At 61.8% G+C, this 15,454-nt stretch carries 11 protein-coding genes and 1 pseudogene; 7 read left to right on the top strand and 5 right to left on the bottom strand.

Annotation, left to right across the window (positions count from 1 at the left end; all coding sequences use genetic code 11):
- Positions 1-4 precede the first annotated feature (4 nt).
- The 7 genes from bcsE (at position 5) to BMW76_RS06515 (ending at position 8,264) form a co-directional block, all read left to right on the top strand.
- Entirely contained in the window at positions 5-1,942 is a 1,938-nt protein-coding gene (bcsE, locus tag BMW76_RS06485) for a cellulose biosynthesis protein BcsE (protein WP_245763126.1), read from the top strand.
- Entirely contained in the window at positions 1,942-2,148 is a 207-nt protein-coding gene (locus BMW76_RS06490) for a hypothetical protein (RefSeq protein WP_245763127.1), read from the top strand. Before bcsE ends, BMW76_RS06490 begins: the two co-directional genes overlap by 1 nt.
- The gene (gene bcsQ / locus BMW76_RS06495) at positions 2,145-2,930 is read left to right on the top strand and encodes a cellulose biosynthesis protein BcsQ (RefSeq protein ID WP_090864245.1); all 786 of its coding nucleotides are present in this window, start codon (positions 2,145-2,147) and stop codon (positions 2,928-2,930) included. The genes BMW76_RS06490 and bcsQ overlap by 4 nt, the downstream gene beginning before the upstream one ends.
- Positions 2,927-5,461, top strand: a complete 2,535-nt coding sequence (bcsA, locus tag BMW76_RS06500) for a UDP-forming cellulose synthase catalytic subunit (RefSeq protein ID WP_407668891.1) — start codon at positions 2,927-2,929, stop codon at positions 5,459-5,461. Before bcsQ ends, bcsA begins: the two co-directional genes overlap by 4 nt.
- Positions 5,462-5,503: 42 nt before the next feature.
- Positions 5,504-7,054 carry a cellulose biosynthesis protein BcsG gene (bcsG, locus tag BMW76_RS06505; protein ID WP_090864249.1) on the top strand — a complete coding sequence of 517 codons (1,551 nt, stop codon included), beginning with the start codon at positions 5,504-5,506 and terminating at the stop codon, positions 7,052-7,054.
- Complete coding sequence (locus BMW76_RS06510) at positions 7,051-7,236, top strand: hypothetical protein (RefSeq protein WP_245763128.1); 186 nt, start codon at positions 7,051-7,053, stop codon at positions 7,234-7,236. Before bcsG ends, BMW76_RS06510 begins: the two co-directional genes overlap by 4 nt.
- 125 nt (positions 7,237-7,361) lie before the next feature.
- Positions 7,362-8,264 (top strand): alpha-amylase family protein, encoded by a 903-nt coding sequence (locus BMW76_RS06515; protein WP_245763129.1) that lies wholly within the window; start codon positions 7,362-7,364, stop codon positions 8,262-8,264.
- 78 nt (positions 8,265-8,342) lie between these two features.
- Here the strand turns inward: BMW76_RS06515 and BMW76_RS06520 are convergent, their stop codons facing one another.
- The 5 genes and pseudogenes from BMW76_RS06520 to BMW76_RS06540 form a co-directional block, all read right to left on the bottom strand.
- Positions 8,343-9,986, bottom strand: a complete 1,644-nt coding sequence (locus BMW76_RS06520) for a DUF2334 domain-containing protein (protein ID WP_090864253.1) — start codon at positions 9,984-9,986, stop codon at positions 8,343-8,345.
- A 24-nt stretch (positions 9,987-10,010) separates the two neighbouring features.
- Positions 10,011-10,358, bottom strand: a complete 348-nt coding sequence (locus tag BMW76_RS06525; RefSeq protein ID WP_090864255.1) for a hypothetical protein — start codon at positions 10,356-10,358, stop codon at positions 10,011-10,013.
- Between the two features lie 279 nt (positions 10,359-10,637).
- Positions 10,638-11,747: pseudogene (wecB, locus tag BMW76_RS06530) on the bottom strand (non-hydrolyzing UDP-N-acetylglucosamine 2-epimerase); the annotation flags it as partial.
- Positions 11,748-11,770: 23 nt separating this feature from the next.
- Positions 11,771-13,456 carry an NfrA family protein gene (locus BMW76_RS06535; protein WP_090864258.1) on the bottom strand — a complete coding sequence of 562 codons (1,686 nt, stop codon included), beginning with the start codon at positions 13,454-13,456 and terminating at the stop codon, positions 11,771-11,773.
- Positions 13,453-15,447 (bottom strand): glycosyl transferase family protein, encoded by a 1,995-nt coding sequence (locus BMW76_RS06540; RefSeq protein ID WP_322789259.1) that lies wholly within the window; start codon positions 15,445-15,447, stop codon positions 13,453-13,455. The genes BMW76_RS06535 and BMW76_RS06540 overlap by 4 nt, the downstream gene beginning before the upstream one ends.
- Positions 15,448-15,454 lie beyond the last annotated feature (7 nt).

Below are 15,454 nucleotides of genomic sequence, written 5' to 3' on the forward strand. Positions count from 1 at the left end.
TTTCATGGACACCGCTTCCTCCTCCCTCGCGACGACGGGCGCTCTACCGCTGCGTCGCTGGCTGGCCGCCGCAAAGAGCATGATGCGCCCACCCTCTGCGAGGACTGGCCGGCTCGGAGTCGACGGCCTGCCCGACGACTGGGCGTGGATCGAGAACGGCAAGCTCTACGCGGTGTACGCGACGGGACGCACGCCGGCCGCGGACGCGCTGATCTGGGCGAGCGTGCGGGCCGCGCAATCGCGTCACGTGACCGTGGTGCTCGCGCGAGAACGGGACGCCGTCACTGCGCGGCTGCGCGAGCTCGGCTTCGACGACAATCGCCCGGCGCGTGGCTGGCCCCGTGGCCTGAACGTCCTCGCGATGCCTCCCGAGGCGGCGCACGCCGAACACGGCGCGCGCCCTGTCGCATTCGCGCGTCTGATTGGCGCGCTGCAAGCGCTTCGCCGGTTCGGCGTGCGCCGGCGGGCGCTTTACATCATCGAGGGAGGCGAGCGCTGGTTCAGCTGGCGCGATCCCGTGGCCCTCGCGCGCGAAGGCCGCGCGCTCGCCGGCTGGTGCGCGGCACGACGTGTCGCGATGGTGCTGCTGCTGGACGCCGAAGCCGCGCAAGCTGCGTCCCGGCCGAGCGACGCCACATCTCACGGCCTGTCGCAGACGGACGGAATGGACGATGCGTCGGACGGGTTGGCGGCGCTCGCCGGGCGTCCCGAATTCCATGCCGCATGCGCGGGAGTCGCACGAGTGCAACACACGCATGGCGAGCTGCTATGGCACGGGGATTTCTGGCGCAGTGGAGAAACATTGGTGACGGGCGAGCGTCTCGGGTTGCGCTTTTCCGAGGCGGGACGGCTAACTGTGGCTCCCGTGACGGCGGATGCATGGGAAGTCGACGGCGACGTGTTGCTCGCCCGTGACGACGCGCGCGTCGTGGTGACGCGCGCCGCGGTGCAGAGTGAAGAGCGCTGGCTGCCGCCGCATTGGGAGATCGTGGAAGATCAGATGTCGCTCCTCGCCGCATGCAGCGGCGCCCAGGCTGCGACCGTCTTGCTGGACTATCGAGGCAGCGCAGATCTCGAGCCTCTCTGCTCGACGGTTCATGCGTTGCGCCGTCGATGCGGACGTGCGCTCAAGATCGCGGTGGTGGAGCGAGGCGAGGTCTTGCGGCACCAGTACGAATTGCTCGTCCTGAATCTGGGCGCGAATCTGGTGCTAGGTCGCGAGCTGCCGTTCTCGCGTATCCAGTCGTTGCTGCACTCGCTTCAGGGGCAGCTGCATACGCGCCCTGTTGCCATCGACTACCGCGCCGCGCTGGCTGCCGCCCTGAGCGACTCGGGGTCGGGCTATCTGCCCGTTGGCGAATTCTGCGAGCGGCTTCGCACGACCGTCGCGCGCGGCGCGCCGCTCAAGTTGCCGCATGTCCTCGTGAAGCTCAGGCTCGCGCCCGGCCAGGCTCATCGCGAGGCGCTGCGCCACTGCATGCCCCGGCGCTCCGGTGACGTGCTGACGCTCGACGCCAGTCATCTCTATCTGTTTCTGTTCGCGTGCCGGCCAGCCGACGTCGATCGCGCACTCGCGAACGTCTTCGATGTGCCCGTGGACCAGCTCGCGGAACGCGTGGAGCGCTTCACCGAGGACGCGATCGACGCAGAGCTGCGCGATCTCGAAGCAGCGAACCGTCGCACGCGGTTTGCGGACTACAGCGACCTGTATCTCACGGTGCCTCGTTCTGCCCCGTCATCGTCGACAGCCGAAGAAGTCGACAGGCCGCCGCGAGCGGATGAGGAAAGCCACACGACAGCCGATCAGCCGGGCACGGCGAATATGAGTGCGCAGACCTCGGCTTCAGCGACGTCGCGATCCGGCGACAGGGCGCTCGTCACACCGCGCCCACGCCGCGCCGTTCGCGCGGCGATGCCTGTGCTCATCCGGGAGAAAGCGTGATGCCGTTTCTGCTTATCTGTCTGGTGACGGGCATGGTCGTTGCCGTTCCCGTCTGGATGCTCTGGCAACGCTTCGGCACCCGGCGCGGTCTCGATGGCGTGAAGCGCTTCGATCCCCGCGAGGCCGTGCCGTGTACGCTCGAGCCCGTCGCACTGAGCGCGCAACTCGTGCGCGAAGTTGCACGACGTGATGAGGCCGGCCGATGAAGACCATCGCGGTGGTATCGACGGCGGGCGGGACGGGGCGTACCACGTTGAGCGCTGCGCTTGCCGTGTTGCTCGCGCGCCGCGGCCGTCCGATCGTCGCGCTCGATTTCGATCCGCAGAACGTTCTGGGTGCGTATCTCGGCCTCGATTCGGTGGATGGGCCGGGCATCGGCGATGCGATCACAGTCGAAGCGGCAGACGGCGTGGACCCGTGGCAGGAATGGACGTGGCGCAACGAAGAGGGCGTGCTGTTCGTTCCCTACGGCCGGCGACCGCTCGCCGAAAACACGCGATGCGAGACGCGGCTTGCACAGACGCCGCAGTGGCTTGCACGCGCGCTCGCGATGCTCGATCTGGACGATGACGCAGCCGTGCTGATCGATACGCCACGCTATCCGTCGCTTCAGGCAGACCAGGCGATTCGCGCTGCCGATCTCGTGTTATGTGTCACGCCGCCCGAACCGGTTGCCTGTGCGACGCTGGTTTCGAATCTGCCCCATCTGCAGGCCGCAAGTGCGCGGTTCAAAGTGGTCGTGAACCGGCTGAACCCTGCGCGCGACATGCAGCGCGATGTGCTGGCGATGCTCCGTGCCGCGCTCGGCCCGGATCTCCTCGTCGATCAGCGCGTGCATTTCGATGCCGCGCTGCCGGAGTCGTTCGCGCGTGGCAGCTGGCTCTTCGACGACGCACCGTACTCGCAGACTGCACACGACTTCCAGGGTCTCGCGAACTGGCTCGACGCGTGGCTCGGCGAACGTGCCGACAAGGGCAAAGACCGATGAGCACGTCACACATGGACGACAACAGCCAGTCTGCCGATGCCGTCGACGTCGGCTGGCGCACGCGCGTGCTGGACTGGCTCGCACGCGGGCTCGGTCTGCCCGCCGAGCGAACGGCGCTCGACTGGTGCGTGCGCCTCTTTTTCCATCCGCCAGCAGCGGGGCGGCCCGATCGCGTGCGCGATGCTGCGCGTGCAGCGCTCATTGCGCTCGCCGCGCGTTGGGGCGTGCTCGATATCCGCAGTGCGCGTGAATGGTTGTGGCGCGCGTTCGTCCGACCGCGGCGCACGCTGTCGTTCGAATGGATCGACACGTGGATCGTGCCGCCCTATCTCTGGCTCGCGGCCTGCTGGCGAGCGTTGCTGGCGCGTCTGCCAGATTTGCCGTGGGTGCGCTGGGGCGAACGCGTCGAACGCGGCGTGGGCGCAGTCGGAAAGGTGCGTTGGCTCCTGCCCGTCTTCGCGACAATTGGCACGGCGATCTGGCTGCTTGTCGGCACGTCGCCGCTGACGCCCAGTGGCCAGTTCGAGTTTTTCTCCGTCACCGTGCTCGTCGCGCTCGTCTTGCGCCGTGTGCCCGGACGCGCGCCGCTGCTGGTCCTTGCGCTTCTTGTGCTGTTCGCGATGACGCGCTATGCGTGGTGGCGCGCCACCGAGACGCTCGTGTTCGCGTCACCCGGTGAAGCCGTCGCCGGCTATATGCTGTTCGGCGCGGAAGCCTACACGTGGTTGATCCTCGTGCTCGGCCTGCTGCAGACTGCGTGGCCGCTCGAGCGCAAGGTCGAGGCATTGCCAGCCGATCCGCGCGACTGGCCGAGCGTCGACATCTTCATACCGACCTACAACGAGCCGCTTGCCGTCGTGAAGCCGACGGTGTTCGCTGCACAAGGCATCGACTGGCCCGCCGATCGTCTGCGCGTGTATCTGCTCGATGATGGCAATCGCCCTGAATTCGCAGCCTTTGCGCGCGAAGCGGGGATCGGCTATCTGACGCGAGATGACAACCGGCACGCGAAGGCGGGCAATATCAACCGCGCACTTGCACGTACACAGGGCGAGTACGTCGCGATCTTCGACTGCGATCACGTGCCGACACGCTCGTTTCTGCAGATGACGATGGGCACGTTTCTGCGCGACAAGCGTTGTGCGCTCGTGCAGACACCGCATCATTTTTTCTCTCCGGACCCGTTCGAGCGCAACCTCGGGACGTTCCGCCGCGTGCCCAACGAAGGCAATCTGTTCTACGGGCTCGTTCAGGCCGGCAACGACCTGTGGAATGCCGCGTTCTTTTGCGGCTCTTGCGCGGTGCTCCGGCGCAGCGCACTCGATGAAATTGGCGGCATTGCCGTCGAGACCGTGACCGAGGACGCACACACCGCGCTCAAGCTGCATCGGCGCGGCTACACGAGCGCGTACCTGCCCACCGTGCAGGCAGGGGGGCTCGCAACCGAAACGCTCGCCAGTCACATCGCACAGCGCACACGCTGGGCACGCGGCATGGCGCAAATATTTCGCATCGACAACCCTTTCCTTGGGCGCGGACTCAGCTTCTTTCAGCGGCTCTGCTACAGCAACGCGATGCTGCATTTCTTCTACGGCATCCCGCGTCTGATTTTCCTGACCATGCCGATGGCGTACCTGTTCTTTCAGATGTACTTCATCAATGCTGCCGCCACGCGAATCGCGAGCTACGTGTTGCCGTATATCGTGCTTGCGAATATCGCGAACTCCCGGATGCAAGGTCGCTACCGGCACTCGTTCTGGGCCGAAGTGTACGAGTCCGTGCTTGCGTGGTACATCGCGCTGCCGACGACTGTCGCGTTCTTCAGCCCCCGGCACGGCAAGTTCAACGTGACCAGTAAGGGTGGCCGGATCGCCGAGGGATTCTTCGACTGGACCATATCGCGGCCCTATCTCCTGCTGCTTGCGCTCAACGCGTGCGCATTGATAGTTGGCGCGTCGCGCCTCGCGTTGGAGCAGGGCGCGGAAGGTCCCACGATCGTCATGAACATGGCCTGGACACTCTATAACCTCGTGATGCTAGGCGCTGCGCTTGGCGTCGCGCGCGAGGTGAAGCAGGTACGCGTGACGCACCGTATCGCGATGCGCATACCTGCCACCCTCATTCTCCCCGATGGCACCACCGTCAGCTGCACGACGACCGACTACTCGACGGGTGGCTTCGGATTCGATGTCGAGCCGGGGCTCGCGATCCGGGCGGGCGACACGCTCGACGTCTGCGTCAGCCGCGGCGACCGTCTGTTCCACTTCCCGGTTCGCGCGTGCCGCTACGCTGGCCGGCAGCTCGGCGCGCAGTTCGACGCGCTCACGCTCGAGCAGGAACGGCAGCTCGTGCAGTGCACGTTCGGCCGCGCCGATGCCTGGCTCGGATGGAACGGCACGGACAACAATGACGCGCCATTGCGCGGCCTGAAGGAAGTGTTGCTGATGGGCGTGGAAGGCTATTCGCGCGTGCTGGCGAGCGGGCGGCGCGCCGTGCAATCACTGCTTGCACTCGATCGCACACGATACTGATGGGCAGCGCCCGCAACCCTCGTCGACTCTCTGACCTCGATCATGACTTTGTGGAACCTGTATTTCATCGCGAAGCTTTATTTGTTTGAGTCCGGCCATCTGACGCCGCTGTGGCTCGCCAATATCGTATTCGCGGCTGTGCTTGCCGCGACGTCGATGTTCCGGCGCCGCTGGCTGCGCGTCGTGCGCAATCTGATCGGGCTCGCAATCGGACTGCCGCTGATGTATCGGGAGGCGAACGTCCCGCCCTTTTCGCGCGTTGTCGAGGAATTCGGTAACCTCACTACGTTCAGCGGCGGCTACTGGCTTGAACTGGCAGGACGCTTTCTGCCGCCGATGCTGCTGCTCGCGATCGTCGGCGCGGTGCTCGGCTACCTGCTCGTCAATCGCTGGTTGCGCGTCGCGACGTTCGTGTTCGTGGCGCTTGTCGCAATTCCCGTCTGGCAGGCAGGCGCGGCGCTGCTCGTACGCACTTCGCAGACATCCACGGCAGCAGTGGCTGCGGGTCAGACAGTGGCGCAGCCCGTCGATCGCGACGCGGCGCTTGCGGCTTTCAGGAAGGCGGAATCACAGAGACAGGTGAATTTCGGCAAACCCGGTGAAGACCCCTCGCGCCAGTTCGACGTGATCGTGCTGCATATCTGCTCGCTTTCCTGGGATGATCTCGACGCGGCGAAGGCGCGCAATCATCCGATGCTGAGTCACTTCGATTATCTGTTTACGAACTTCAGCACGGCTGCAAGCTACAGTGGCCCGGCGGCGATTCGCGTGCTGCGCGCAACCTGCGGACAGGAGTCGCATGCGGATCTGTACAAGGACGCGCCGCCGCAGTGCCATCTGTTCGGGCAACTCGCCGCGGCAGGCTACACGGCGCAGACGCTGCTCAACCACGACGGGCAATTCGACAATTTCCTGCAGATCATTCACGACAACATCGGCGTGCCCAACGCCCCGATGATCTCGAACACGGACGTGCCCGTCGCAATGCATGCGTTCGACGGCTCCGCGATTCGCGACGACTACGGCACGCTCGCAAAGTGGTACGCGCAACGCGCGCAAATTGCCGGCCCGGTCGCGCTGTACTACAACACGATCAGCCTGCACGACGGCAACCAGTTGCCCGACAGCAGCTTGTCGAGCCTCGAGTCCTATCCGCAGCGCGTGAACAGGCTGATGAACGACTTTGACCGCTTTGCAGACCTGATTGCGTCATCAGGCCGGCGCGCGGTGATCGTGTTCGTGCCGGAGCATGGTGCCGCGTTGCGCGGTGACAGCAACCAGGTGGCGGGTCTGCGCGAGATTCCGACGCCGCGCATCGTCCACGGGCCGGTCGGCGTGCGGCTGGTGGGCTTCGATGGAAATCACGGTCCGGCCACCGTGATCGATCATCCGACGAGCTTCCTCGCGATCGCGCAGTTGTTGTCGAACCTCGTATCGAACAGTCCTTTCAAGCCCGGCGTCGCGCTCTCGCAATATGCGGCGAATCTGCCGCAGACGCAGATGATCGGTGAGAACGAGGGCACAGTGACGATGACGACGGCCGCCGGCTACATGGTCAGGACGCCGGACGGCGTATGGGTGGATGCACGATGAAAGGACACGCGGAAAACGGGTACGAGCCCGGACATGACATCGACGGCCTCGTGCGCCATGTTCCCGAGGTCGACCCCGCACGCTACGTCGACGAGCAGGCACGCGGCGCGTACGAGGACGCGCTCGTGCGCTGGCCTGTGCTCGCGCGGCTGATGAAGCTCGAAGGCGATAACGGGGCATGAGGAGAGGCTAACAAAGCCAGTTGAATGGACCACTCACACGAACTAGCATTAGCAATGCTGGCGTTGCAAATCTTCAGGCAATAGTCACGGCGCAAACCGCTGCATAGCGCCAACCGTGAGCTGACATGACCAAGACGGCAACAGGGACATTACGACGTGGCGGCGCAGTTAAAGCGATCTCCCATCTCCGCGTGCTGGCGTTCATGTCAGCGCTCGTGCCAATGATCGCGGGCTGCTCGACGATGGCACAGGACGTCCACGTCGATGGCACCGTCTGGCAGCCGGACGAACAGACGGCATACCCAACGGGGCATTGGGACGTGCTGGGCGGCCAGAACCTCCTCGTCCAGTGGACGGCATTCGATAACATGTCGCTCATCGACGGCAGCGCGTTGCCGACGGCACCGTACCATGTCGACTGGCAGCGAATCGGCCAGCAACCGTGGGCCAGAAACGTCATACTCGGACTGGCTACGTACCCGTCCGAACCCAAAGCGCGCGCGAACGTCGCAAAGCTCGTCACCCAGTCGCTCGACATCGCGCGAGTCCCTGTCCCGCTGCATGTGACGGGTTACTACTTTCCCGTCGAGGTCGACCCGACGTGGAAGGACGTATCGGCATTCGCAGCACGACTTGCCGATCTGCCGCGACCACTGTGGATCACGGTCTACGATCAGTCCAACATCGGGCCTGTTCCGCTCGCGGACTGGATGCAAACCTGGCTGCCCCCCGACGTTGGTGTCTTCTTTCAGGACGGTTGCGGTGTCTATGCCCGCGAGCCGCGCATCGCGCGTCAATATCTGGATGTACTGTCGGAACGTTTCGGCAAGCAGCGCATACGTGTGATAGCCGAAGCGTTTCGTCCGGCTGGCGGCGAGACTTTCCGTCCCGCCACGGCCGACGAAATCCGTCCTCAACTGCTCGCCTATAAAGGCTATTCGGTGTATCTGTTCGATGGCCCGCACTACGTCTCGGACAGCACTATCCGGTTGCTCGCGCCCGAGGCGTCAGCGCATAAAGGCTTTTAGCCAAAGGCTTGTAGCCGACTCAACGCAATGCGCGCCATCATAAAGACAGGCGCGCATTTGCAGAGACTCGCCGCGCCGCTACTGCGCGGTACTGGCATCGACGAACGTAAAGCCAAGCCCTGTGATTCCCGTGATGATCGACTTGAAATCCGCTAGTCCGGGTTGGCCTAGATCGGGTTCGAGCCAGAACGGATGAAAGAAGAACGACGCGAATCCGTCACGTATGGTGAGCGCATATTGGGCATTCGTCAGAATGTCCTGCTTCGTGTATGTCAGACATGAAAACGGATCGATCGAACAGATGTTGTACTCGACGTTTCCAAGGTTCTCCGGCAGTACGAGTTGCCCGTAGTAGTCGCTCTTGATGATGTAAGGAAAGAACTGGCCGACCTCGAAGTCCTTGTTTGGCACATTCGAATTGAGCTGGGGCGTATCGGACGTGTAGTACACGACACGCTGATACGTCTTCTTGAAGAGCGGCGGCACGGCCTTGATCGAAAGTGGCGACGACTGATAATGAGGCGTTTCCCACGCAAACGGCGTATAGCCGTTTTGCGAAAGCTCCAGCAGCCCCGCCGAAAGACGGCCTGAGGCCCATTGTGTCGAGTCTTCATCCACGGGCCGTTCCTGAGGCTTGTACCAGAACTCGTAATCGTTTGCACTGACGGCATTTTCAGTATCGGGAACCGAGTTGTACTGGTGCGTGTACCCGTGCATCAGGATCTTGCCGCCTCGCGTCAGCGCATAGTTCAGCGCCTGCTTGAGGCCCGTGGCCTGCGCAAGATGAATGGTCTGCGGGACACCACCGTTATACACGCCAAGCGGATCTTTATAGAGTGGAATGGTCGCAATCGAGAAAGGTACTCGCTTCGAGAACAGGTAGTCGGTCAGCGATTTCATTGAACTGACCGTCGTAACCGCGCTGACGTCTTCCAGCCTGACCAGTGCCCGATGGTTGATGGCCGCACCACTTTGCAGAATGTCGTGCAGCATGTCGCAGATGACGAGGTAGCGGTCACGCGGCCCGATGAACGAAAAAGGTACGTCGGCGAAATACCAGAAATTGCCCGCCTTGACGACGTAGGGCGCAACCTCGCTGGTCTGGCTATCCTTGATCGTGACGAGCGTCGCTGCTTTTGTCGGATCGGCGATTGCGACGACGCCGATATCCGGGTCCGCGCTGATGACGCCCGACGTGGAATCATACGAATAGTACTTCACCATATTGACGTTCTTGTAGCTGACCGTGTCGAAGAAATCGGGCGTCGGATTACTCGATGACGGCGTCGTGCTAAGACCACGCAGACCCGAGAACGTCATGCCCGTTTTCCCCGTGAAGTTATACGTCTGGTCCCATGCGAGGTTCCAGATGTTGTACTTGAACCAGACGACGGTCTTGGTACTCGCCGATACGTCGGAGAGGAACGCGGCGGGCGTGCTATTGCCGTAGTAGCTGCCGATATAGAAGACAGCGGAGTAGGGCGCGAGCGTGCCCGCCGTGTAGTTGTTGACGGGCTTCAGATCGACCGTTGCATTGAAGTGGCCGATCAGGTTGCGAAGCATGATCGCATAAGCGAGGCCGAGATTTGAATAGAGATCGTTGGCGGGTGCATCGTAAAGAACGAGCACTTTCGCCGTGGTCGTTTGCGCACTTGTCAGGCGAGGCGTGCCGGCCAGACATATCGCGCAGACGAGTACTGCAATCGTCATGAGCTTTTTCATGATGAGGCTCCTGTATGCGCGTCATTACTGACGAACGAATGTACCGTCAGCGCGGCTGAACTGCCGCAGATTCTGGCCGTTGCGTTGACCATGACCCTTTTCGCTATCGTCCTTGTCCTTATCCGGCATGCCGGGTGAAATGACGGAAACGACAGGCGGCTTGTCGGGCGGCGTCACTTTTCCGCCTGGCTTGGGCGGCGGTGGCTTCGTTCCATAAACCTGCAGATTCTGTGTCACTGCGAGCCCGCCTGGACGCGCGACGGCGGCGGAATTGACAACACTCGCGACCTCCTGTGCAGCAGCCGGCCACACGGCACAGAGACAGGCGGCGCACAAGGCGGTGCTTGCGATAAGTCTCAGCGGTTTCATCATGAACTCTCCATTGCCCTTTCGTGGACGCCATCAATGTGACGTCGACGCGAAAGAGCGAAGCGGTTAATCGGGACGCACGTTGACGTTGCCTGTTTCATCGAGCGAAACGTCGATTGAAGGCTCACTGTCCGGCTTCTTTGTCCCGGGGATGTCGAGGTCCGGAACGACGATATCTTCGGAATCCTCGACGGGGAGATATGGCGACGCTATTGGCGCAAGAACGTCGACGAGCATGGGCGCGTTTGCCACGTGAATCGGCGCACGCGCAGACGCTTCTTCCAGGGCAGCGACGATTCTTGTGCACGCCTGTCCATCGCCATAAGGGTTGGTTGCGCAGGCCATGCTGCGATAGGCATGTTCGTTGTCGAGCAAACTCGATGCTTCTGTGAGAATGCGGCCGATATCCGTGCCGACCAGTCTGGCTGTTCCCGCTTCTATGGCTTCTGGGCGCTCCGTCGTATCGCGTGTCACCAGCACGGGCTTTCCAAGCGATGGCGCTTCTTCCTGAACGCCGCCCGAATCGGTTATCACGAGATACGCGCGCGTCATGAGGAACACGAAAGGCAAATAGTCTTGCGGGCCGGTCAGATAAATGTTCGGCGAGTCGCGAAGTATTTGCTCTGCCGGCTCTCGTACGTTCGGATTGAGGTGCACGGGGTAGACGATTTGCACATCCGGATACGACTGCGCGAGAATGCGCAGCGCGGTGCAAAACTTCCGGAACGGCTCGCCAAAGCTTTCCCGGCGATGTCCTGTCACGAGGATGATGCGGCGTGTCCAGTCGATGCCGGGAAATCGCAGCGAGATTGCTTCGGCCAAATTGAAATCACTTTCTATTTTTCTACGCACGCCGAGCAGTGCGTCGATCACGGTATTGCCCGTTAGCACGATTTGCTTTGCGTTTGCGCCTTCGGCCAACAGGTTGTCGCGGGCTCGTGCGGTTGGAGCGAAATGCCAGCTCGACACGGCATCGCAGAGCTTGCGGTTCAATTCTTCCGGCCACGGAGACCAGATATTCCCCGTTCGCAGACCGGCCTCGACGTGCCCCACCTTTACACGCCGATAAAAGGCAGCAAGGCTCGCGGCGAGTGTCGTCGTCGTGTCGCCATGCACGAGTACGATCTCCGGGTTCACCGAGTCATAAACCTCGCCGATGCTGTTGAGAATGTCCGACGTGATCTCCGTCAGCGACTGCCGTTTGCGCATGACGTCCAGATCGAAATCGGGCGATATGTCGAACAGGCCGAGTACCTGATCGAGCATCTCGCGGTGTTGGCCCGTCACGCATACCTGAACATCGAAACCCGGTGCTTCGCGCAGTTTCTGGACGAGCGGCGCCATCTTGATCGCCTCGGGCCGGGTACCGAACACAGTCAATACTTTCCTCATCGTCATCTCCTTCAGTTGCGTCTTCAGAACCATAGAGTTGCGCGCACGACGAGACCGCGTGCGCGTGCGGCCGAAGTCAACGGGAAGCGGTATTGCACCGTCACGTCAGCCCAGCTTGCCGGGGCACGGTATTTCGATTCGCGGAACCAGAAACGGAACTGCACCCCCGGTCCGATGCCGAGCGCTGTCTGATCCGTTGCCTTGTTGTCGTGATCGCCCGCGAGCGCCACGTGGGGATAGACGGTGAGCTTTTCGCTGATGGGCGTCACGCGCCACGTATGCCCATAGCGAAGTTCTGTGTAAATGATGTAGCGGCCCGCATTGACGAAATACGCGCCTTCGATATAGGCCTGCCAGCTTCGCCAGCTTGGTTCGGTGACGCGCAGGTCAGTGCCGTCCTCCGACGAATAGCCCAGCCTGAATAGAAAATCGTTCGTCGACAGGCTTCCGATCTTGAAGAGCCGCTCGCCCGTCACGACTAGGTTCTGAGACGGAAGCGGCTTGTAACGCACGCCGACTGAACCTTGAATGGTCGGCGCGCCCGTCACATTGCCGGCGCCGTCGTAGGCTGTGCCGTAACCGCGTACGAAGAACTGCAGAATGCGGCCGTCCCGGTAGCCGATCTTCGGCGGTTGCCAATAGGCTTCGAAGCCGGGCTGTAATACGTCGACTGTGCCTTCGGGACCGAAAGCGGCCGTCTGATACGGCAGGCTTAGTTGAAAGCCCCATTCTCTTTGCAGTTCTTCGACTTCGCGCTTATATCCGAAGCGCCGCTGCTCGTCGAAAGCGTGTTCTTTGTCGTCGGCATCGAGGCTTTGCTCGAAGAGTTTGACGGAGCGCTCGTTATCGAAAGTGCGCTTTGCGGCATAAGCGGCGTCTGCATAATTCCCGGCAGTGCCCGCGCCCTGATCGAAACCCGTTTGAAATTCTTCGAGTGCCTGCGAGTCCTTGCGCTCTCGCAGGAGGTCATACGCAGCCTGCAAATGCGCTGTGGCGGCGGCCTGTGTTTCCTGTAGTTCGGCATTGTGGGCCTGGTCGATGATTGCCTGCGCGTACGTGCGGTCGGCGTCCGTCGTCGCGTGATCGAGCGCCATCTGTGCGGCTGAAACGGCTGATTGACGGTCGCCTTCGATCAGTCGGGTTTGCGCGAGCCGCAACTGGACGGCGGCGTCTGTCTGGTCCGCTAGCGGGGCGAGCGCTTTCTCAGCCTCGTCGGGACGCTGCGCGGTGAGCGCGCTATCGGCCCACGCGAGGCGCAAGGTTCGCTGTTGTTCTGTCGTCCACTTCCCTTTTTCAAGCGCCGCGGACAGATAGCGGAAAGCCATCTGGCTTCGTTGCTGACGCTGTGCGAGAAAGCCGTTTTGCGCGAGTACTTGTGGACTGTCAGGAAAGCGCTCCAGCAGCGTTTCCCCGAGAGAGTCCGCCTCGGGTGTTTTGCCTTCGCGGACGTACACATCGAGCAGCAGCAGGCCCAGTTGCTCGCTACCGGGCTGCACTGTCCATGCGCGTTCCGCGTAGCTTTCCGCGCGAGGCAGGTTGCCGTCAGCGATCGATTTGTACGCGGCGTCCGCCAGCCGATATGCACGCGGAGTCAGCTTCGGTTGCGCATACGCGTCGATGCTGCAAAGCGTAAGGCACACGAGCACGGCGGCCGCACAACCAAGCTGCTTCCGGGTGTAGTCGGATGCTGTCGGCCGGGTTGTATTCATGCGACCCCCGGTCCGGGGCTTATCTTCGGGTCGACGAATGGCAAAACCTGTGCGCGCGCCCGTTCCAGTTCTTCATATCGTGCGTGCTTGCGCAGTTGGCTTTTCAGTTCTGAATCGGCAGCAATGAAATACGCGACTTTAGTTCCGGCACCTCGGTGGACGATCCCTTGTTCGTCCACCGTCAAGGGACTGCCGACTGCACAATTTAGCGTGCCGTCTTCGCCAATCGAAAAAGGCACAATGATAAAGGCGTGCTGAAGCTCGTAAGGCAGCGCGCCGGCACAGAGATCGACGGCCACGTTGGCGAGGCTGACGCGCGGTAGTTCAGACTGCTCCGCAAGAGCGTCGGCGAGTGTATCGGCCATCACATACGCGTGTTCGAGAAGAAGTTCTCCGAGCTTTCTGCCGCACTGGCCTTGCAGCGTCAAAATCGCCTCGAGCTTTTCCTGAGTCAGCACGCCCCAGTCGATGAGGATCTCGCCAAGGCGGCGACGTGACTTTCCCATTGCTTCATTGGAGAGAAACGTATGAGCCGTCTTGTCCCAGGCGATCGGCTTGCCCGTTGCGAGGTGCCGGATATAGATCTTCCACGCACGGCAGACGGCGCAGAAGTTAATGAGGTTGTTGACGATGAGGCGTGGTATCGATAGAAGCCCTTGCAGACGGCCATTGAGCTTTGCGACAAAGTAGTATCGCTCCCACACGCGCAGAAAGAGCATCGCTGCATTGGTCGACAGCAAGGGATAGAGATAATCGGTAGCCATTGCGAGTCGTGCATCGACGTATATGTCATAGCCGCCTGCCTGTAATGTGGCGAGTGCAATGAAATTGACCAGCACGAAATAGGCGACTACCGACACGACAGACGTGACCATGCCTTTGCGATCGCGGAAAAACATGTAGCGCGCCCGCAGGCTGCCGTTCCAGCCCAGTTGCTCCCAGCCCTGGAAGGCAATGCCGAGAATCCAGCGGGCCCGTTGACGATAGGCGGTTCTGAACGTATCGGGAAAGTACTCGCGGGTGGCGAGCAGTGCGCGCGTCGTGTGCTGATTGCGTCCGCCTCGCACACGGGGCAGATCGGTCGAATCTTCCGAAATGGAAAAATGCGCGAACGTCTCCGTCATGCCCATCTCGCGGAGCCGGAAGCTGAAGTCGTAGTCTTCCGTCAGCGAGTCGGTGTTGAACGGACAGCCGCCGCGCAGTCTCATGGCCGTTTCTATCGCGCGGCGCCCGTAGCATGAAGCGACACCGGCACCGGGCACGACGCCCGTCAAGCGCTCGCGTGTCGGAATGTCTTTCTGATGGGTTTCGCTGAAATCGTCCATATACGTTCCCGCGACGAACTCGTTCCATTTGCGCGGCAGCGAGAGCACGGGAAGTTGCACCAGGTCGTGACGTTCAACGGCATAGTTGAAGTACTTCAGTTCGATCGGATGAATGACATCCTCGCAGTCGTGCATCACGACACCCGCAAAATGGATGTGGTGTTTCTCCTCATAACGCAAGATCGCGGCGACGATCCAGTTCAAACAGTCCGCCTTGCACGTCGGTCCGTCGTTAAGCACGGTCGCGCGCGTGACGCGTCCGGGATAGCGGCGAATCATGCGCTCGACTTCAGCCGTCGTTTCGGCATCGTTGTGATACGTGCCGACGAAGATCGTGTAATGGTCGTACTCGATAGTCGACAGCGTGTTCTCGACCATCTTGGCAATCACGTCATATTCCTTCCACGCGGGCACCATGATGGCGAAGTGCTGTTCGCTTAGCTGTCTCAGCATCGGCACGTCGACCGTTTGCCTCTGTTCGCCACGCATTCGCCGCTTCAACTCGGTCAGCCAGAAAAAGCCGTCGAGCATCAGATCGTCGATCGTGCTGACGAAAATGACACACGCGGTGAAAAGTGCGACGACGTTGAGTGCGGTCAGGTACAGAGTCCAGAGGGCAGTCGTTTGCATGGCGTCTTCATGCTCGCGTGATCTCGGCACTCTCATTGAAGGC

Origin of the sequence: Paraburkholderia diazotrophica (assembly GCF_900108945.1) — a bacterium.
In the GTDB taxonomy this organism is placed as follows: domain Bacteria; phylum Pseudomonadota; class Gammaproteobacteria; order Burkholderiales; family Burkholderiaceae; genus Paraburkholderia; species Paraburkholderia diazotrophica.